17 protein-coding genes are annotated in these 21127 nt (G+C 55.0%); 3 read left to right on the forward strand and 14 right to left on the reverse strand.

Features of this window, described 5'->3' with window-relative positions; genetic code table 11:
- Positions 1-90 precede the first annotated feature (90 nt).
- From PGR09_RS08935 to PGR09_RS08965, 7 genes are all read right to left on the reverse strand, one after another.
- Positions 91-1770, reverse strand: a complete 1680-nt coding sequence (locus PGR09_RS08935; protein WP_430916060.1) for an OmpA family protein — start codon at positions 1768-1770, stop codon at positions 91-93.
- The gene (gene tssL / locus PGR09_RS08940) at positions 1767-2432 is read right to left on the reverse strand and encodes a type VI secretion system protein TssL, short form (protein ID WP_315710905.1); all 666 of its coding nucleotides are present in this window, start codon (positions 2430-2432) and stop codon (positions 1767-1769) included. The genes PGR09_RS08935 and tssL overlap by 4 nt, the downstream gene beginning before the upstream one ends.
- Positions 2429-3772 (reverse strand): type VI secretion system baseplate subunit TssK, encoded by a 1344-nt coding sequence (gene tssK / locus PGR09_RS08945; RefSeq protein WP_430916061.1) that lies wholly within the window; start codon positions 3770-3772, stop codon positions 2429-2431. Before tssK ends, tssL begins: the two co-directional genes overlap by 4 nt.
- Positions 3773-3842: 70 nt before the next feature.
- Positions 3843-4067 (reverse strand): hypothetical protein, encoded by a 225-nt coding sequence (locus tag PGR09_RS08950; protein WP_227505020.1) that lies wholly within the window; start codon positions 4065-4067, stop codon positions 3843-3845.
- Positions 4068-4540: 473 nt separating this feature from the next.
- Positions 4541-5548: a FecCD family ABC transporter permease gene (locus PGR09_RS08955; protein WP_430916062.1), complete on the reverse strand. Its 1008-nt coding sequence runs from the start codon at positions 5546-5548 to the stop codon at positions 4541-4543.
- Positions 5545-6501, reverse strand: a complete 957-nt coding sequence (locus PGR09_RS08960; protein WP_430916063.1) for an ABC transporter substrate-binding protein — start codon at positions 6499-6501, stop codon at positions 5545-5547. Before PGR09_RS08960 ends, PGR09_RS08955 begins: the two co-directional genes overlap by 4 nt.
- A gap of 15 nt (positions 6502-6516) precedes the next feature.
- Positions 6517-7305 carry an ABC transporter ATP-binding protein gene (locus PGR09_RS08965; protein ID WP_430916064.1) on the reverse strand — a complete coding sequence of 263 codons (789 nt, stop codon included), beginning with the start codon at positions 7303-7305 and terminating at the stop codon, positions 6517-6519.
- 186 nt (positions 7306-7491) lie between these two features.
- On the opposite strand from PGR09_RS08965, the gene PGR09_RS08970 reads away from it, so the two are divergent.
- A complete protein-coding gene (locus PGR09_RS08970) occupies positions 7492-8178 on the forward strand; it encodes an RluA family pseudouridine synthase (RefSeq protein ID WP_289578598.1) in 687 nt (228 codons plus the stop codon).
- 4 nt (positions 8179-8182) lie between these two features.
- Here the strand turns inward: PGR09_RS08970 and tdcG are convergent, their stop codons facing one another.
- The 7 genes from tdcG to PGR09_RS09005 all read right to left on the reverse strand — a co-directional run bounded on the left by tdcG (position 8183) and on the right by PGR09_RS09005 (position 18303).
- The gene (tdcG, locus tag PGR09_RS08975; protein WP_047045224.1) at positions 8183-9547 is read right to left on the reverse strand and encodes an L-serine ammonia-lyase; all 1365 of its coding nucleotides are present in this window, start codon (positions 9545-9547) and stop codon (positions 8183-8185) included.
- 86 nt (positions 9548-9633) lie between these two features.
- Entirely contained in the window at positions 9634-11928 is a 2295-nt protein-coding gene (gene pflB, locus PGR09_RS08980; protein ID WP_045390461.1) for a formate C-acetyltransferase, read from the reverse strand.
- A gap of 32 nt (positions 11929-11960) precedes the next feature.
- The gene (tdcD, locus tag PGR09_RS08985) at positions 11961-13169 is read right to left on the reverse strand and encodes a propionate kinase (RefSeq protein ID WP_430916066.1); all 1209 of its coding nucleotides are present in this window, start codon (positions 13167-13169) and stop codon (positions 11961-11963) included.
- Between the two features lie 28 nt (positions 13170-13197).
- On the reverse strand, positions 13198-14529 hold the full coding sequence (gene tdcC / locus PGR09_RS08990; RefSeq protein ID WP_045390456.1) for a threonine/serine transporter TdcC: 1332 nt from the start codon (positions 14527-14529) through the stop codon (positions 13198-13200).
- 21 nt (positions 14530-14550) lie between these two features.
- Positions 14551-15540 carry a bifunctional threonine ammonia-lyase/L-serine ammonia-lyase TdcB gene (gene tdcB, locus PGR09_RS08995; protein WP_045376007.1) on the reverse strand — a complete coding sequence of 330 codons (990 nt, stop codon included), beginning with the start codon at positions 15538-15540 and terminating at the stop codon, positions 14551-14553.
- Positions 15541-15634: 94 nt separating this feature from the next.
- The gene (gene tdcA / locus PGR09_RS09000) at positions 15635-16573 is read right to left on the reverse strand and encodes a transcriptional regulator TdcA (protein WP_045390453.1); all 939 of its coding nucleotides are present in this window, start codon (positions 16571-16573) and stop codon (positions 15635-15637) included.
- A gap of 584 nt (positions 16574-17157) precedes the next feature.
- Positions 17158-18303 (reverse strand): MFS transporter, encoded by a 1146-nt coding sequence (locus PGR09_RS09005; protein WP_430916067.1) that lies wholly within the window; start codon positions 18301-18303, stop codon positions 17158-17160.
- 91 nt (positions 18304-18394) lie between these two features.
- Here PGR09_RS09005 and PGR09_RS09010 point away from each other — a divergent pair, with 91 nt between their 5' ends.
- Entirely contained in the window at positions 18395-19165 is a 771-nt protein-coding gene (locus tag PGR09_RS09010; RefSeq protein ID WP_315710919.1) for an AraC family transcriptional regulator, read from the forward strand.
- Between the two features lie 122 nt (positions 19166-19287).
- A complete protein-coding gene (locus PGR09_RS09015; RefSeq protein WP_289578506.1) occupies positions 19288-21021 on the forward strand; it encodes an alpha,alpha-trehalase in 1734 nt (577 codons plus the stop codon).
- Positions 21022-21127: the final 106 nt, after the last annotated feature.

Here is a 21127-nt window from a genome sequence, read left to right on the forward strand (position 1 = left end):
GGTTGGGCAGATTGTGTTGACCCCGGTCCCCGGCAACAAAAACGACGGACAGGAAAACCTGCCCACACGGAGATTGATGAGATAGTCGGTTTAGAAAGCACCATCCGCCGGGGATGAGGCGGAATTTGTCGCCACCCGGCAGGCATCGGCCTGCGGCACCAGGCTAATTTCGACCCGGCGGTTCAGCGCACGGCCTTGCTGCGCCTCGTTGCTGGCGATAGGTCGGCTTTCGCCATAACCCTGTACCGCAAAACAACTTTCCGGCACGTCACCGGTGTCGCGCATCCAGTTGCGCACCGATTCGGCACGCTTCAGAGAGAGTGTCTGGTTGGATTTATCATCACCCACGCTGTCGGTATGCCCGGCGATGACGATAAGCCAACCTGGCCTGGCCTTTATCCCTACCAGCGAGTTCACCAGCAGCTTGGTGGAGCCCGGTTTCAGCGTCCACTTGCCGGTATCGAAAAGTGACATGCTGTCGAGGCGGATAATTTTCGGCACGATTTTTTCTACCGCTTTCGGCGGTGGCGGGGGGACGTAGGAGCGAATCGTTTCCAGTACCGTCTGACGCAGACGCTCGCCGCGATATAGCCCGAGCCCCAGCGCCAGCGGCGCGCCATCACGCGCGAAGGCGTCCAGTTGCGCCGCATCCTGACGTAAAATCTGTACGGCGCGGGCTTTTGCTGCATGGTCGTCCATCGCCGTCCGTTCATAGCGCTGAACATCAAAGCCGATCCGCTGAAGGAGTTGATGGTTGTTCCATGCGCTGCAGCACAGCGCGATCATGGCCGCGAGGGAGAACAGGCAGAATGCCCGCCGCAGAGCACGGTTTTTCGGCGTGATGCCACCGCCCAGCGGTAGTATTGGCAAAATGAAATCAGGCAATGTCCGCGCTTCTGAAGTCATTTCCGGCAACCAGCCCGGTAGTGAGTTGAGGGCGGTATGACCAGACAGCCAGCGCTGCCATAGGTTATCCGCCACGACAGGCGCCCCGGCAGGCGTGAAATGATACAGCACGACTGCCGGAGCAATCGGGGGAACATCGTCGGTTGCCGCAGTCAGCGCGCTCAGCGCCATCTGCTGCGTAAAGCGGGTAAACGCATTCATCCTCACCTGCGCCGCCAGGCGGCTACTCCCGCTCTCTTGCGCAAGCCAGCTTGCGCTGCTGCACGGCACGCCGTCAGAGGGCCACACCTGCGTCATCTCTCCGGCACGCGCTGTCTGCCATAACGGCTCCAGCGATGCGCCGGACAGGGTGCTGTTCAGCAGTAACGGTATCGCCCGGCGGGTATCACGCCGCACCTGAGCAAGCTGCCAGCGCAACTCGCGAAGCCGGGCCGTCAGCGCCGCGTCATCATCATGTTGTTGCGGCTGCACGCAGAATATCACTGCCAGCTGCGCGATGAGCGCCGGCCGCTCACGCTGCAAATAACGCGCCGTCTGCTGTAACGCGGCGGTGGTGACTCTCAGCCAGCAACCCTGTGAGGTAGGATAAACCGCGCTTTCTCCCGGCCAGTCCGCGGTGTCGCCGCAGACCAGCACAACCGGCAGTCGGTAAGGCGCCGGCGGTAGCTCAACCATCCAGTCGGCATCCTCTGGTCGCCCGCGTCGTTGCCGCTCGACGTAGACCACTCCGGCCGCTACGCCCGCCACCGTCAACCCAACAGCCAGCAACCGGCCGCCGGTGGTTAACGGCAGAAACAGCAGGCTCAGCAGCACTACCAGCAGCCCCGCCCACAACCATAACAGGCGCTGATAGCGCGCGTTCATTGCCCGCTCCCCAGTTGCAAAGCCGCTACCAGACCATCCAGCCAGTAGTTCAACCCCAGCCACAGCGCGGCCACCGCCGCCAGCGACAATCCAATGCAGATAGGCCAACGGCGCAGCCAGTCAGCCATGCCGTTGCGCCCGGAGAGCGCCGCCAGTATCGGCTGATGCGGGTCGCTCGCAAACGGCGGTACACGCTCGCCGAGCGCGCTGACAAGCGCTGCGCGCGCCGGGTCATCAAGGCTATACCGGCCCTTAAACCCCAGCGCCAGCACCCGATGAAAACAGGTCAGTACGGCTAGATCCGGCGCCGGTTCGCGCAGCACCTGGCGGATGCGCTCATAGAGCGCATCCCCGGCTTCCATACCGCCAAAATATTTGACCTCCAGCGGTCGATCGTACCAGGTGATACTGGCGTCATCTTCCTCTTTGCGGCCTTTGGCGGTTTCATCCAGCAGCGCGCACCAGCTATAAAGGATATGCTGGCGGTTCGCCTCACTGACATCCGCGGCCACAAGCTGCGCCATCACCTGTTCAATGTTGTTTACACAACGCTGCCAGAGGAGCTTCCCCTCCCCCTCGGCCAGTTTGGCGCCGAGACGCAGTTCCGTCACCGTAAGCCAGCTATCCGCCAGCAGAGCATCAATATTGAGATCCTGAGTCATGAGCGCAGCACCGCATACAGTTCGAGTTCAGGGTCGCCCAGCAGGCCGGGCACATAAAAGACGCAACTCCCTTCCGCCAGCATCGCCTGCGCCGCCGGATGAGTCATATCAAGGGTGAAATACTGATTTTCCAGGCGCAGCGGGATGGCGGCGGGAACATGGCTCATGGCCTTTAGCGGAATACCCGGCTGCGAACCGTTGACCACCCGGTCAACCTCATCGGGGCTACCGGCTTTACACTGTTGCGGAAATTGCTCCAGCAGCTGCGCCGCAGGTAGCGCGGAACGCACCGAGAGATAAAAATCGGCCTCTTCGCGCAACCTTGGATCGTGCAGACGGGCATGCCAGCGCTTACGCCGGTCATCGTGCGTCATTTCAATCGCCACGACCCTGGATGGCAGGCTGGCTTCGAGCAGTACGCCGAGTAATTTGAACAACGGTGGAAAGACTTCTGTCAGCGCCTGATGGCGATAAGGCGGAATATCCGCCGTAGTATGGTCAAGGGAGAAGGTCAGCAGACTGCCCGCCAGGCCGGCCAGCGCTTCATACAGCCGTTCCGGATGTACCTGTGGATGGCGTAGAAAATGGCTCAACACCGGCTCCGCGCTGTTGAGCGCGTTCAGTAGCCAGAACAGTGATACATCCGCTACCGCAAAATCCGCCATCCTGGCGTTGCTCTCCCGGCGCATCGCCATCAGGCGCTGCAGGCGCGCGCGCAGCTGATTCGTCAGCTGTTCCGTCTGTTCGTAAAGCCAGCGGCTGGCCAACACTTTCAGCAGCGGCGGGATAAAGTGCTCATCCAGCGACCAACAGTTCTGACTGTCGCGACGTAGTCTGGCGAGGGCGACGGTTTGATAATCGCCGTTATCGTCATCCGCAGCGCGCAGCGTCAGTTGCGCAAGCAGCACCGCAATTTGTCGACTGTCTTCGCCATATCTGTTGCGCACTTCTCGCCAGGCCAGACGCCAACGTACCGGCCGCTCTGCGCGCTCTTCCATCTGCAGGCAGTTGCCGCCGTTTTCATTCTCATGAGGCAGCGCCAGCACCACGGTTAATTCACGGCAGTCCTCCTGCGGCAATACCATTACCGCAGGAAGCGCATCAGCGTTATCGCTGTCGATAAGCGTGCCGTCAGGAAAGCGCACGTACAGGTGACTGGCTTTCAGTGTCCCTTGCTTTAGCAGGGCGGCGTCAAATTCGACGCGGATGACGCCCCAGGGATTCATTACTCCCAGACGGGCAATACATTCGCTTTGCCAGGCCGCCTGGTTCACCTGTTGTTGAAAATGTTGTGGGGAGATCATCTGACCCCTGCCCCACAGTGGTCGTAATGTTTTCATCGCACCTCCTGTGCGTTACTTTTGCTTCTTCAATAAGACGTTCTTAAACCCCAGATTTCATTTCACCTTGCTAACTCACGGGCGAACGGCGCTCCGAAAGAGAAAAAATTGAATTATTGTTATTGGTATTTATTTTTTCTTGAACGAATATTGGGTGGGCTTTAATATTATCGAAACGACTAACGGCCAGAAGTTTAAGCGTCAGCTCGACGGCCCTCGGTTCAATTTCGATATGCAGTGACAATTGTGAATGAATACGGGTATTGAGTCGCTCACCTGGGAAGGCGTTGTTCATTACATCCCTTATATATCCGAACCACATCAGAATGAATCACTAGTTACCGTCAGCCACCCAGATTAATGAACCATATTTAGATTGATATCAAGAATATTCACTATAGAAATAACAAACAAAATAACTAGCAATCGCAATATTGCAATATATCGCGTGGGCTCATGTGTTTTTAGTAGGGAATTAAACCAAAAACTCACTGACTAACGGGGCATGCGCCAATGATGCCTATTCCATTGATATAAATCATCACTTACCGCTATGCCGCAACAATATTGACCTGAAAGAATTTTCGGCTCAATTATATTTCTGGCGAATTATTTACAAAAATTCTATCTCCCCCAAATGCGCACCAGCCAGAAAAGTCACCTCTTCAACGGCGGAGAATATTTTTATATTCGGCGAATAACATTCATTCAAATAATAAAACCCATTAATTGCGCGCAATTAATGGGTTTTATTAGCCTTGACCCGGCTTATCGTGTTGCCCGCATCAGCAGACTAACAATAAACGCGCCGCCAAGCCCGGCAGTAATAATACCAATCGGTAATTCTTGATTCGCTATCAGGCTTCGGCTAAGTATATCGCCGCCAATGAGCAATATCGCGCCCAGCAGAGCGCACATTGGCACGGCCATTCGGTGCCTGACGCCCACGACCCGACGCGCCAGATAAGGCACCATCAGGCCGACAAAACCAATGACCCCGGTTAAAGAGACCAGCAAAGCGGTAGCCAACGCGCAGCAGAGAAAGGTTTCGCTTCTCAGCCGCTCCACGTCGACGCCCAGCGAGCAGGCCGTCTGCTCCCCCGCCAGCAGCGCATCCAACGCCCGCCAGCGAATCAGGGTAAATCCGCTCAACAACGCCAGGCTCAATAACGGAATGAACAGGTTGTCCCATCGCGCCAGTCCCAGACCGCCCAATGACCAGAATAGCAACGAACCGGCCGCTCGCTGATCGCCGGAAAAGACCAGATAGCTGGTCAGCGCGCTGAAAAGAAACGACACCGCCAGGCCGCAGATAATTAACTGTTCCGCTCGCCTTAGCTGGTTGACGCGAAACAACATCATCACCGCCAGCGCGGATAATATCCCGCCGATGAAGGCCGAGACCGGCAGCGTAAACGCCCCCAGTATCTCGCCGAAACGGGTGATCACCAGCACCACGCCGGCGGAAGCGCCTGAAGAGAGACCGAACAAGAATGGATCGGCCAGTTCGTTACGTGTCGTAGTCTGTAACAGCAAGCCGGCGATCGCCAGTCCTGCGCCGGTCAACGCCGCCAGCAGGCTCCGTGGTAGGCGTAAGTCAATGATGATAGTTTTCAAAATTTCGGGAATGGGAGCCGATGATAGCCCTAACGCTGATATCACCTGTCGCCATGAGAGTTCCACACTCCCCAACCGCAGGCTCGAAATCATCAAGGCGCATAAAACGACGGATGCCAGCGCCGTCCATAGAACAAAACGTTGCACTGACGGCTTCATTTCACGTCCGTGGCATATAAGAGATGCGCCAGCTTCTCAACTGCCGCAATATTCGCCGGCCCCGGAGTCAATTCAGCATACTGCAACTTTAGATAACGCTGCTGCCGGACAGCGGGGGTCTGTTTCATCAGGGGATGGGATTCCAGTATGCGCTGCAGCGCCTCGGTTCCCGTGCCGGTTTGGTAATCGAGCAGAATAATCACCTGTGGTTCTCTGGCCGCCACCGCCTCCCAGCTCGTCGTTGTCCAGTTCGCGTCCAGAGTATCCATCACGTTGCGTCCCCCGGCCGCCTCGATAATGGCCGTCGGCATCCCGTACTTGCCGCTGGTAAAAGGTTTATCTTCGCCGGAGTCATAGACAAAGACCCGCAGCGGCTGCGTATTCGCTGCCCTGGCAGGCAGATGCGCCAGGCGACGCTTCCATCCTTCCACCAGCGCTTCTGCCTGTTGTTGCTTGCCAAAAATCTTGCCCAACTTGAGTTCATCGTTGTACAGCAAACTCATATCAGCTTTCTTCCCGCGCCCGCCGGCCTGGACGCAGCTTTCACTGAGTACCAGGGTGTTAATCCCATATGGCGCCAGCGTCTGCGGCGTCACATCGCCGCCGATTTTCATGCCGTAGTTCCAGCCGGCGAAGAAAAAGTCCGGCCGAACCGCCAGCAGCGTTTCCAGCGCCGGATATTTAGGCGCCAGCTCGGGGATGGCCCCCATTGCCGCTTTGAACTCCGGCGTAAGTTTGTACCAGCCGGTGATGCCGGTTAGCCCCACAATCCGCTGCTGGAGAGCGAGCGCGAAGGCCATTTCCGCCATATTAAGATCGTTAATCACCGCGCGCTGCGGGGGTTGATTAAAGGTGATGGGCTTACCGCAGCTATCCACGGTGACGGGAAATTGATTAGCCAGCGCCAACGGGCTACTTAACAGCAGCAATAAAGTAGTTAAAAGTTTGTTCATATTTACTCGAGTTCATTAAGCGCGATGAGGAACTTCAAAAATGCGCAGCGCTTTACCGCTAACGGGATGCGCCACGCGAAAACTGGTCATGCCAAAAACCGGATAGCTCACGCTGGGGTGCAGCGCAGCTTCGGGTACGTCGCAAATCACCTGCTTGCCATGGTGGAGAACCAGCATCCGGTCGGCAAAGGCTTCAGCCGCGGCAAGGTCGTGTAACACCGCAATCACCGCAACCTCTGCGCGTTTTACCAGGGCAAGTAACTCGGTTCTCGCCAGCGGATCGAGGTGATTAGTCGGCTCATCCAGCAGTAATAATGTGGGCGATTGCGCCAGCGCGCGGGCGAGCGCGGCGCGCTGGCGCTGACCGCCGGAGAGGTCGCCCAACTGGCGATGGCGTAAAGGTTTCAGATCCGTATCACTAATAACGCTCTCCACGATGCGACGTCCCTGCGCCGAGGACGGTGATTCGCGATACGGTAAACGCCCCAATTGAACATACTCTTCCACCGTCAGACGCAAATCGGGGATATCGTTTTGCGACAGGAAGGCAATATTCCGCGCGCGCGCTTCCGGCGACAGTTGCCGTAGTGGACGCCCCTGCCAGTACAGCGTCCCTTTATCCGGACAGAGTTCGCCAATAATGGCTCTTAATAGGCTCGACTTACCGCTGCCGTTAGGTCCAATAACCGCCAGCTTTTCCCCGGCTCGGAGCGAGAAATGAATACCGTCGAGTATCACGGCCCCCCTTTTGGCTGTCAGATGCAGCGTATTGATGCGAAGTATTTCAGTATCGACCTTGGACATATTACTTTATTTTGTATGTTATAACATAACAATTATGTATCACACCCCACTCGTCTCTGCAAAGGGGTTGCATACTTTGTTATCGTTATTCGCTAAAAAGTCTTCCGTTCCGGAGCGTAGATTACGGGTCGCCTTCCAGACAGAGATTCGCTATCATCCGCCCTCACCCTTAAGCAGCGCCTGCCCATGTCTACCGTAATTGATACCTTCATCGCCCCACCTTGTTCCGCGCAGATTAAGATCCTCTACGAGGACGAACATTTGTTATTGATCGACAAACCCAGCGGTCTGCTCAGCCTGTCGGGTAAGAACCCGCAGAACCTGGATTCGGTCCATCACCGCCTGGTGCAGGATTTTCCTGGGTGCTCGCTGGTTCATCGGCTCGATTTCGGGACTTCCGGCCTTATGGTGGTGGCGCGTAACAAAGCGATCAACGTCGCGCTGTGTCAGCAGTTCAGCCAGCGGGCGGTAAGCAAGGTTTATCACGCCCTGTTGTGTGGGCATCCAGAGGAAGATGAAGGGGTGATAGACGCGCCGATTGCTAAAGATCCGGCGCTGTTTCCGCGTATGACCATTAACTCGCGGGAAGGTAAACCGGCGCGCTCGCGCTTTCAGGTGCTATCACGGGAATGGTTGTCAACAGCCAATGGTTCGCTGGCGGTAACTCGCGTACGATTGCTACCGGAAACCGGACGCACCCATCAGCTACGCATCCACTGCCAACATCTCGGCTATCCGATTCTCGGCTGCGATCTCTACGGAGGGCTGGCGTCACATCAGGCTTCACGCCTGATGCTCCACGCCAGCGAACTGCATTTTCACCATCCGGTCAGCGGTGAAGCGATAGCGGCGCGCCAGCCCAGCCCTTTCTGATTCGTCAGTCGCAAATCACTTTTATCGCCAGCCCACCGCGTGAGGTTTCGCGATATTTATCGTTCATGTCTTTACCGGTTTCATACATTGTCTCAATGACCTTGTCGAGACAAACCCGCGGCTCGCTGGTTCGGCGGAGCGCCATCCGCGCGGCGTTAACCGCCTTCACCGCATTGATGGCATTGCGTTCGATGCAGGGGATTTGCACCTGCCCGGCCACCGGGTCGCAGGTCAGACCGAGGTTATGTTCCATGGCGATTTCCGCGGCGTTGCATACCTGCGCCGGGCTGCCGCCAAGGAGCTCCGTCAGCCCAGCCGCCGCCATAGAGCAGGCCACGCCAATTTCGCCCTGACAGCCAACTTCTGCGCCAGATATAGAGGCATTCATCTTATACAGTGAACCGATAGCCGCCGCAGCCAGCAGATAGCGGGCAATCGAGTTGGCATTGACCGGGCGGCGAAACTTGTCGTAATAGGCCATAACCGCGGGAATAATCCCGCATGCGCCATTGGTAGGCGCGGTGACGACCCGGCCACCGGCGGCATTTTCTTCGCTCACCGCCAGCGCAAACATATTGATCCAGTCGATGACGTTCATCGGATCGCGGGACAGACTATCGCTGGCCACCAGCTGTCGGCGCAGCGCCGCCGCCCGCCGCGGCACGTTGAGCGGCCCCGGCAGCACGCCCTCGGTATTCATTCCCCGCTCAATACCGTTACGCATCACCGCGTAAATGGCGGCGAAGCCAGCATCGATTTGCCCCTTATCGCGCAGCGCCAGCTCGTTTTGCATCATCAGGCCAGAGATGGAAAGGCCATTGTGTTCGCACAGCTGAAGCAGTTGATGGGCGGAACGGAAATCAAAGGGGACGGGCGTTGCGATATCGTGAGTCTGGCCAAAACGCGATTCCTCAACGATAAATCCGCCGCCAATTGAGTAATAGGTTTTGCTGAGTAGCGGCTGCTGATGATCCCAGGCGCTGATGCGCATACCGTTCTCATGGCGGGCCAGCGCGCTATCATGAAATACGATGCTCTCCGGCAGCGGGAAATCAACCTGCCGACTCCCCTTCGCCACCGGCAGACGGCCGCTCGCGGTCACCTGCTGAATGAAGGCCGGGATGGCGTCAATATCGACATCCTGCGGACTATTTCCCGCCAGCCCCATGATAATGGCGACATCGGTCGCATGCCCTTTGCCGGTCAGCGATAGCGAACCGTACAGATCGACGACAATGCGCGTAGTCTGCGTCAGGTCGCCGCGGGTCGCCAGCTCGGTGATAAAACTTTTTCCTGCATTCATCGGCCCCACCGTATGAGAGCTCGAAGGACCAATACCAATTTTGAAAATATCGAAAGCGCTAATCATATCTACACCTCGGTTTACCGTGCAGTGAAGACCAGGTTTCACACCCATGATAAAAATGGGGCGACCATTATCGTCGCCCCGTTGCGTTACAGCGCCTGGGTGAAGGTTCGCGAAATGACATCCTGCTGCTGTTCGTGGGTTAGCGCATTAAAGCGCACCGCATAGCCAGAGACGCGGATGGTCAGGTTCGGATAATTTTCCGGATGAGCTATGGCGTCCAGCAGCATCTCGCGGTTCATCACGTTGACGTTCAGATGCTGGCCGCCCTCGATCCGTTCTTCGTGGTGGAAGTAGCCATCGAGCAGACCGACGAGGTTGGTTTGCCGGACGCTCGCCTCTTTACCTAACGCCGCCGGGACGATCGAGAAGGTATAAGAGATTCCATCCTTCGCGTAGGTGAACGGCAACTTAGCCACGGAAGTCAACGAAGCGACCGCCCCTTTGCGATCGCGGCCATGCATCGGGTTGGCCCCCGGCGCAAACGGCGTACCGGCGCGGCGGCCATCCGGGGTATTACCGGTTTTCTGGCCGTACACCACGTTTGAGGTAATCGTCAGGATCGACTGCGTGGGCACCGCGTTACGGTACGTCGGCAACACCTTAATTTTCTTCATAAAGCGTTCAACGAGATCGCAGGCAATACTATCGACGCGCTGATCGTTATTGCCGTACTGCGGATAATCGCCTTCAATCTCAAAATCGATCGCCAGGCCGCTGTCGTCGCGGATGGGTTTCACCTTCGCGTGCTTAATAGCCGAAAGCGAATCCGCCGCCACCGACAGCCCGGCAATCCCGCAGGCCATAGTGCGGTATACGTCGCGGTCGTGCAGCGCCATCAGCGAGGCTTCATAACTATATTTATCGTGCATGTAATGAATGATGTTCAGCGCGCTGATGTACTGCACCGCCAGCCAATCCATAAAATGATCGAGGCTGGCCATCACTTTGTCGTAATCCAGCACCTCATCCATCAGCGGCGCGGTTTTCGGCCCGACCTGGATTTTGAGTTTCTCATCCACCCCGCCATTGATTGCGTACAGCAGCGTTTTGGCGAGGTTGGCGCGCGCGCCGAAGAACTGCATCTGTTTGCCGATGACCATCGGGCTGACGCAGCAGGCAATAGCGTAATCATCACTGTTGAAATCGGCGCGCATCAGGTCATCGTTTTCATACTGCAGCGAGGAAGTGACGATCGAGACCTGGGCGGCATATTTCTTAAAGGCAATCGGCAGCGCCTCCGACCACAATACGGTAAGGTTGGGTTCCGGCGCTGGGCCCATGGTGTGCAGCGTATGCAGATAGCGGAAGGAGTTTTTAGTCACCAGCGTGCGGCCATCCAGCCCCATCCCGCCAATCACTTCGGTTGCCCAGATAGGATCGCCGGAGAATAGCGTATCGAATTCCGGCGTACGCAGGAAACGCACCATGCGGATCTTCATAATGAAGTGGTCGATCAGTTCCTGGGCCTGTTGTTCATTGAGGATCCCGGCGTGGAAGTCGCGCTCGATATAGATATCGAGGAAAGAGGCGGTACGCCCCAGCGACATCGCACCGCCGTTTTGCGATTTCACCGCCGCCAGATAGGCGAAGTACAACCACTGTACCGCTTCCTGAGCGTTGCGCGCCGGGCGGGAGATATCGCAGCCGTATTTCGCCGCCATCTCCTGCATTTGCAGCAGCGCGCGGCGGTGTTCCGCCAGCTCTTCACGCAGACGAATAGTGGCTTCCAGATCCTGCCCGCGCTCCAGCGTTGCCTGCAGATCGGCAAACTGCAGTTCACGTTCACGCACCAGATAGCGGATGCCGTATAGCGCCACGCGGCGGTAGTCTCCAATGATACGCCCGCGGCCATAGCCATCCGGCAGACCGGTCAGTACGCCGGATTTACGGCAGCGCAGCATATCCGGCGAATAAGCGTCAAATACCCCCTGATTGTGGGTTTTACGCAGCTCGGTGAACAGATATTCAAACTGGCTATCCATTTCCCGGCCATAGGCATCAAACGAGCTTTTAATCATGTTAATGCCGCCAAACGGATGCAGCGCGCGCTTGAGCGGTTTATCCGTTTGCAAGCCGACTATTTTTTCCAGCGATTGCTCAATATAGCCGGCATCGTGAGCGGTAATGGTGGTGGCGATATTAGTATCAAAATCAACCGGCGCGTGGGTGGCGTTCTCTACGCGAATGCCGGCCATGACTTTTTCCCACAGCGCGGTCGTCGCCGGCGTCGCCTCAGCAAGGAATGATTCATCTCCGGTATACGGCGTATAGTTGTGCTGAATAAAATCACGGACATTAATTTCTTCTTTCCAGTCCGTACCTTTAAATCCGTGCCATGCTTCGGCGTACAGCATATCGCTGGTATCGATATTTACCTTCATGAAAATAATCTCTCTACAGGACCACAACGTAATTAAGCAAATTCCAGGGATGCATTAATTTTGCCTAAATGAATAGCATCAAGCGCAATCATCTTCTCTTCATTGGTGGGTATGACTGCAGATATCACTCGAGCCTCGCGGGAAGAAATAATGCGTTCACCGGCGGAGTTGGGTTGTTTATTTAGCGCCTCATTCAGGCTGACGCCGAATACCGCTAAATGCTCAATCACCAGTTGACGGATTAATACCGAATTTTCGCCGATACCGCCGGTAAAAATAATCGCGTCAAGGCGGCGTAGCGAGGCGGCATGGCCGGCAATGTGGCGGGCAATACGATGCACAAAGGTTTTAATCGCCAACCGCGCGCGTTCATGCCCCTCATGCCAGGCTTTTTCCAGCACCCGCAGGTCGGATGACAATCCGGATATCCCCAGCAGGCCGGACTCCTTATTCACCACGCGCTCCAGATCGCTGAGCGTCTGGTTAGTTTCGCCGGCGATCCACGCCATCGCGCCAAAATCGACATCCCCGCTGCGGGTACCCATCATCAGTCCTTCCAACGGCGTCATGCCCATCGAGGTGTCCACGCTGCGGCCGTTGCGTACCGCGCAAATCGACGCCCCGTTGCCAAGATGAGCAATGACCAGCCCGCTATCCTGCTCGGGTAAATCAAGCAACGCCAGCGCGCGCTGAGTCACATAACGGTGCGAGGTGCCATGGAAACCGTAGCGGCGCACGCCCAGTCGCTGGTAATAGTCCCACGGCAGGCCGTAGAGAAATGCCTCTGGCGCCAGCGTCTGATGAAAGCTGGTATCAAAGACCGCTACCTGCTGTACGCCCGGGAATAACTGCTGAGCTGATTCAATACCGCTGAGATTGGCGTAATTATGCAGCGGCGCCAGCGGCGACACCTGGCGAATATTGTCGATAACTTCATCGGTAATTATCGCCGATTCGGTAAATATGCTGCCGCCGTGCGCGATACGGTGGCCAATTAACGCCACGCTATCCATTAAATCACGCTTTTCTAATTCAAATGCGATCGCCTTCAATGCGCCTTCATAGCTGTGGTGAGCCAGCTTAGCCGGCTCTCCCCCATTTATTGACAGGAACGCATCTTCAGAATTAATGCCATCTGCAATACCAGCCATTAATACTTCACAGCTGGCGGCATCAAGTACTGAAAATTTAATTGAAGACGAGCCGCAGTTAATGACCAGTACTACCGGGTATTCATTCATGTCATCACTCCGCTCGTCCTGAGCTTAATTAAAACAGTTTGTAAACGATGTTCAGAATGGTCAGCAGACCGATTACCGTGACGAAGACGTTGTCCAGGCGGCCGCGATATTTCGCCAACGATGGCGCTTTACGGATGGCGTACATCGGCAGCAGGCACAGCAGCGAGGCAATAATCGGCGCGCCCATCGCTTCAATCAGGTCGAGAATGTTCGGGTTGGCGTAGGCGACAATCCACGTTGAGCCCATGATAAAAATCATGCTGATGGTGTTGAGCTTGCCGCTGGAAACGCGGGTTTTATCGCCTTTGTAACCAAACTTCAGCACCAGACCGTTCAGTCCTTCCAGCGTGCCGAGGTAGTGTCCGAAGAAGGATTTGAAAATCGCCACCAGCGCGATGATTGACGCGCCATATTCAAGCACCGTTGCAAAGGTGGATTTGGTGCCGGACAGCGAGGCGAAGTGGTTCGCCAGGTACGAGAGCACCGGGATATTCTGCGCTTTGGCATCTGCCATATTCTGCGGCGACAGCGTAAACAGGCAACTGAAGGCGAAGAACATTACCACGGCCACCATCAGCATGCTGGCGCGAGAGATAATCTGTGAACATTTGCGCTCGGTGAACTCGCGACCAAAGTCTTTTTCATACTCTTCGCGCTTGGAGACCACGAATGAAGAGACAATAGGCGAGAAGTTAAACGAGAACACCATAATCGAAATACCCAGCCAGACGGTCACCAGAATGCCATCGTGACCGGTCAGCGAAATCTCGCTTAAATTGACCTGATCGATAACTGCGGAGTTCCAGTAAGGGATCAGCGACAGAGAAATCAGCACCAGGCTGGCGATAAACGGCCATACCAGATAGCTCATTACCTTCACCATCAGATCTTTACCGAACCAGATGACAAACGCCATCAGCAGCAGCAGGAACAGCGCGACAAAACCGCGGTTCAGCGCCGGCAGCTGCAGCTGGTTTTCCCAGAAGGTCATAAAGGTATTGGTGATCGTCACGCCGTAAATCCACAGCAGCGGGCAAATCGCGAAGAAATAAAGGAAAGTAATCACCACCCCGCCGGTTTTACCAAAGTGCTCCTCTACCGTTTCAGTGATGTTGCCGGAAGGATTTGAGCCGGAAAGGCACAGCCGGGCCAGCGCCCGATGGCAATAGAAGGCGATCGGGTAGGCCAGCACTAACATCAGTAAGATGGGGATCAGGCCGCCGAAACCGGCGCGGATCGGGAAGAATAATACCCCGGCGCCAATGGCGGTGCCGAATAAGCCCAGGGTCCAGGTGGTGTCCGATTTGCGCCAGGACGACTCTTTGGTCTGGCTGGATACAATGCTATCTGTAGTACTCATATCCTATCCTCATCAAAAAGATTAAGCGTCAACTAAACCAGTAATTTGCGATACGCGAGACAGGTCGATATTGCCGCCGGAAATAATGCTGACGGTTTTTCGGTTCTGAATATAGCTGTCCAGCTTACCGCTTAATAATGCGGCACAGGCTAACGCCCCGGCCCCTTCGGTAATCACTTTATTGCGTTGAATAAGTGCGACCATGCTGTTGCGAATTTCGTCTTCGCTGACCAGCACAATATCGTCAACTAATTCACGAACGATCTGATAAGTAATATTTCCCGGGCGAGAAACGTCGCAACCGTCAGCCAGGGTGGCATTATTGCGATGATTGGTGATTTCTCCGGCGTAATACGAGGCCGCCATGCCGTGAACGTTTTCAGACTGTACGCCAATAATACGAATGGTCGGGTTGATCGATTTAATCGCCACCGCGATACCGGCAATTAAACCGCCGCCGCCAATCGGTACAATAACGTTATCGACATCATATAAATCCTCCATGATTTCCAGACCAATAGTCCCCTGGCCGGCTATCACTTTCGGATCGTCGTATGGTGGAATAAATATCCGCCCTTCCATTTCAACAATTTCGCTGACTTTGGCGATGGTGTCGTTAAAATTATCGCCATGTAGCACCACTTCCGCCGAATAGTCGCAGGTGGCGGCCACTTTTGATTTTGGCGCGCCTTTCGGCATCACCACTTTACCGTCGATGCCGAGCATAGCGCAGGAGAGCGAAACGCCCTGCGCATGGTTACCGGCGGAACACGCCACCACGCCTTTGCGCTTTTCCGCATCAGTCAGCGAACTGAGTTTATTAAACGCGCCGCGAATTTTAAAAGAACCGGTGCGCTGCATATTTTCAAACTTAAGGAAGATTTCGCCTTTGCATCGTTCGCTGAAATAATTCGAACGCGGCATCCCCGTTTTATATATTTTACCTGCCAATCTTTTTTTCGCTTCGAGGATATCTTCAATAGCAACTGGAAGATCGTATGTAATATGCATGAGAACCTCTTAACCTGGAATTAAACAAATAGCGTTAATGGGCAGCGACTGATAAATAAATCGCAGCTTAAGTTTCAATCAATATAAAAGACAGTTAATCAACGGTGATTAATTGTCGTCGTCGGCAACCGCTATGGGCTGAATATTCTTTCGCTAATTCAACTAACGCCGAGGCCGCGCTTTTAATGCGATAATTCTTCGACCATACCGCAGCATAATGCGCTACCGGTAATGCGTCCTCGACAGGAATAGTAATAAATTGATTAGAGCCAAATGGTGCGGTCATATCACACGGAATAACCGTCAGGAAATCAGCATTGAGAACAAGATTATAAATAGTAACGACAGAGTCTGTTTTAACGATGTTTTCATTGTTGATGCCGCTGCGTTGAAGCGTGGCGAGGAGTTCACTGTAGTAACCCATATTGGTTTGCGGCAATACCCACTGTTCGTGCTGTAACGATGCCAGCGTGGCACTGCCGCTCCGCGTTCGCGATTTGCTGGCCACCAGGACGAATTCCGATTCAAATAGCGGTTCGACATGTAGATCGTGCAGCTTCATTTCATCGCTCAGCGTGCCGATGGCGAAATCGAGACGACCATCGCGGATCGCCGGCAGGAACGAAGAAAGCTGCGCTTCATACATCGAGACCTGTGCTTTTGGATATAATTTTTTGAATTTATGGATCATATCCGACATAAAAGTGAAGCCGATTAGCGACGGGAAACCGAACGAGACGTCAACGACTGTGCTGCAGGTCATACTGTGCATTTCGTTAACCATATTTTTCATTTCACGGGTAATCGACTCCGACCAGGTCAACAGCACCTGCCCGGCTTCAGTCAAAGTTACACCGGTATTTTTACGGACGATGAGCTCGGTACCGAAATAGTCTTCAATATCATTAATTGTTTTACTGACTGCAGGTTGAGTTAATCCTAATTCTTTCGCTGCTGAACCAATCGAACCACTTCTGATCACCTCCTGGAATACAACCAGGTGCTGAGTTTTAGGGAGCGGAATAGTATTCATATTGGTTATCCACGTTAATGACTTTGTTGACGGCGGGAAGTGTATCAAATGATGATCTGGTGGTTGTGTGAGACCACTCACAAAGCCCTTTCACCTATAATCAACCTTATCCAAAAAACAAATTAAAACATTTAAAATCAATAATTTAAAATCAAAAACATGAAATTAATCATGATTTTAGTCAAAGAAATATGAGGGGATAAAAAATATTTATGGGGATAAAAAAGGTTAATTTTTAAGCTAAAAATGAGCGAGCAAAGGGTAATTTTCAAGCAATAAAAGGAGGCATTTCACATTAATTTCTGTTTAAACCTCAGGTGTAAACAATCAAATAAAATGAGAAAACTGTATTTATTTCGATTCATTACGGGATGAGGTCACAATTTTTCACGTTATTTGTATGTAAAGATATATTTCATTAATTTAGCTGAAAACAAAAACAAACAATTGGTTATCATTATAAACATTATTTTAACCTAATTTTTAGGCTATTTTATAGCAGGTAATTCCTTGATTAAAATCAATATCGATTTTTCATCCAGTCACATACCTGCCAAGCAGTGATTTGTGCTAATCATCACAAATCAGGAAAACTCATCATCCATGTGCCGCAGATAACGCCAACCGGTAAGCGCACTCACCGCCGCACAGATCGCTAACGTGATACCCAAGGATTCCCCCCAACCCACAATTGCCAGCCCCAAGCCGATAATCAAATAATAGGCCAGGCCAAGCAGCGCCCCGGCACTACCGCGGCAATCGCCGTAATCGCTAAGCGCCGTACCCAGCACCACGGGGATCGCCATGGCATAGGCTGTCGCTACCCCCATCATCGGTAGCAAAAAGAGCCATGAATGTGTTAACAGGCCAACGCCTGCGCTGGCGAGCAATAACAGAAGACCGGCACAAATAAATATGTGCTGCTGCCCCGCTCCACGTCGTAGCAACAGACGATTCCCCTGCGCGCCGGCTAACGCTCCCGCGGCCAGCGCCATACCGCTGTAGCCAAAAGCCCGCGCATCCAGCCCCAGGCGGGCAAAAAGGAACGGCCCCTGGCTGTAGTAGCTGAACAAACCGATATTCAATGCCGCCACCAGCGCCACCGCTAAACGGATTTTTGTATCCACCATCATGCGCAGTAATAGCGGCCAGAGCGCCTGATTTGCCGTTCGCGACGGCCGGGTTTCCGGCATTACCGCCGCGCACAGCAGCAATAGCGTCGCCGCCAGCAACGCCAGGGCGCTAAACACGCCATACATCCCCCACCACCCCGCCAACACGCCGCCAGAATAGACGCCAATTGCTGGGCTGATAGCCAGCGCCATGCCCACGAAGGAAAAAATCGCCGCCAACTGCCGACCTTCAAACGCATCGCGCAACACCGTTTGCCCAACCACCGACCCGATAGCCGCGCCGAAAGCCGCCACGATGCGAGCCGCCAGCAATACGCCAAAATTTGGCGCCGCCAGCGCCAGCATGCAGCCTGCGGTATACACCGCCAGACCGAGCAATAACGCCGGCCGCCGTCCACGCCGGTCGCTGAACCAGCCCCAGAACAGCACACCGATGGCAAAGCCGATGAAATAGACCGCCAGCGTCTGCGCCGCATCGGCGGCGCTAACGGAAAAATGGGCGCTGATATCAGTCAGCGCCGGGCTATAGATAGTTTCCGCGATTTGCGGAAACATGAGTAATGCGGTAACCAGCGCCATCGCCGAACGACTTAACATATCAATCTCCCTCATCAGAGGCGCCATTGTAGGGAGCGGCAAAATCGGTGATTATAAATATAATGACACTTAACATCGAGAATCAGACATCATGGCCTGGCTCAGCGCGGATGCATCCTTTGACCCAGATATATTCAATGCGCCGCTGATTGGCGTGCAAGCGACCCTTAACGGCGATCATGACGATGGTCTGCATCAACATCAAATGGGACAGATGCTATTTACCCGTCAGGGCTGCATCCGGCTGACGCTGAACGACGGCGCGCTATTGTGTATGTTGCCGCCGACCCGCGTGGCGTGGATCCCCGCAGGCGTCACCCACCGCGCCGAAATGCAGCACATCGTTGATTACCGTTCGGTATGGTTCGCCAATGACTCATACCCGCAGTTGCCCCGTCAGCCTGCGATCCTCAACGTTACGCCGCTGCTGCGCGAGCTACTGGAACGCATTAGCGCCAGCCCCTGGGATACCGACTGGCGACAGGGCCCGGCCCTGCACCTGGCGGCGCTTTGCGTGGCGGAAATCGGCGCGGCAAAACACGAACCGATGATGCTAACGCTGCCGCAGGATAAACGCCTGCGTCATCTCAACGGCCATGAGCAACCGCCGCTACTTCAACAACTGGCGGCGCAATGCGGCGCCGGAGAAAAGACCATCAGCCGCCTGTTTCAGCGCGAAACCGGCATGTCATATCAGCAGTGGCGCCAGCAGTGGCGGCTGATGAAAGCCGTAGAATTGCTGTCCTGCGGCCAGCGCATCACGGATGTCGCCCAGGCGCTGGAGTTTGCCAGCGATAGCGCCTTCATCTACTTCTTCCGTACTCAGACCGGCAAAACGCCGGGACAATATGTCGCCAGGTAAATACTCTGTTTTCGGCCAAAATGTTAACTCCAGCACGCGAGGCGGCCGATATTCGGCTAAGGTTTTCTGATGGCCGTTCGCAGTGGCGCGAAGTCAGCAAAACGTAAAATGGAGAATTATCGATGACGAGATCGGTTCTACGTCGCCCGGAAACCCTGACCCACCTTATTCAACTGGCGCTGGGAGGCGCAATGTTAAGCCTGGCGACATTCGCCGCGCAGGCAGATGACAACACCTCCCCGGTGCCGCAATCGCCTGATGAACTTTTAGGCCCGCTATTTAACGACGTGCAAAGCGCGAAACTCTTCCCTGACCAAAAAACCTTCGCTGATGCGGTCCCGAATAGCGATCCGCTAATGATCCTTGCCGACTATCGGATGCAAAAAGGTCAGGCCAGCTTCGATCTGCGCCATTTCGTCGAGATCAACTTCACCCTGCCGCGTGATAACGATCAATACGTGCCACCGAAAGGGCAAACCCTGCGTCAACACATTGATGGGCTATGGCCGGTGCTAACCCGCAGCACCGTCGAGGTCGAGAAGTGGGATTCGCTGCTGCCGCTACCGAAACCTTATGTGGTGCCCGGTGGACGCTTCCGCGAAGTCTATTATTGGGACAGCTATTTCACCATGCTGGGCCTCGCCGAAAGCGGGCACTGGGATAAAGTGGAAGACATGGTGGCCAATTTTGCCGCCGAGATTGACCGCTGGGGGCATATTCCAAACGGCAACCGCAGTTACTATCTGAGCCGTTCGCAACCGCCGTTCTTTTCCTTTATGGTTGAGCTGCTGGCCAGCCACGATGGCGATCGGGCGCTAAAGACCTGGCTGCCGCAGATGGAAAAAGAGTATCGCTACTGGATGGAAGGCGCCGATGCGCTGACGCCCGGCAACGCGAATAAACGCGTGGTACGTCTGGAAGATGGCGCGCTGCTTAACCGCTACTGGGATGATAACGATACGCCTCGCCCGGAGTCCTGGCTTGACGACGTGACTACCGCCAAAAACAATCCTAACCGCCCGGCCACCGAAATCTATCGTGACCTACGTTCCGCCGCGGCCTCCGGATGGGACTTCAGTTCTCGCTGGATGGATAATCCGCAGCAGCTGGGGACTATCCGCACCACCAGCATCATTCCGGTCGATCTCAATGCGCTGATGTTCCACATGGAGAAAACCATTGCCCGCGCCAGTAAAGCCGCAGGCGACAGCGCTAAAGCCGGACAGTACGACGCGCTGGCGAATGCCCGCCAGAAGGCGCTGGAAAAATATCTGTGGAACGATAAAGAGGGCTGGTATGCCGATTACGATCTGAAGAGCCATAAAGTTCGCAATCAGCTGACCGCCGCGGCGCTGTTCCCGCTGTACGTCAAAGCGGCCTCCAGCGAACGTGCCGCGAAGGTAGCCGCCGCCGCCGAAAGCCGCCTGCTGAAGCCCGGCGGGCTTACCACCACCACGGTCAATAGCGGCCAACAGTGGGATGCGCCAAACGGCTGGGCGCCGCTCCAGTGGGTGGCGGTGGAAGGTCTGCAGAACTATGGTCAGAAAAAGGTGGCCATGGACGTCACCTGGCGCTTCCTCAGCAACGTCCAGCACACCTATGACAGCAAGCAGAAGCTGGTTGAGAAATATGACGTGAGTTCGACGGGTACCGGCGGCGGCGGCGGAGAGTATCCTCTGCAGGACGGCTTTGGCTGGACCAACGGCGTGACGTTAAAGATGCTCGACCTGGTTTGCCCGCAAGATAAACCGTGCGATGCGCTGCCGGCAACCCGCCCGGCGCAGGCAGAAATCACCGCTGGCAAGCAGCCCGCCGCGAACGATGCCGTGGCGGCTACGGAGAAAAAAGCCCAGTAATCCCCTGCGCGCGGCGATATCTTCGCCGCGCTTTTTCCATCGACGTTACCCCATCATCCGCCGACAGCCAGCAAAATATCTTCTTGCTCTGAGGAGGACTATTTTG

It is taken from the genome of Klebsiella sp. 141251, from assembly GCF_050600725.1.
In the GTDB taxonomy this organism is placed as follows: Bacteria; Pseudomonadota; Gammaproteobacteria; order Enterobacterales; family Enterobacteriaceae; genus Klebsiella; species Klebsiella aerogenes.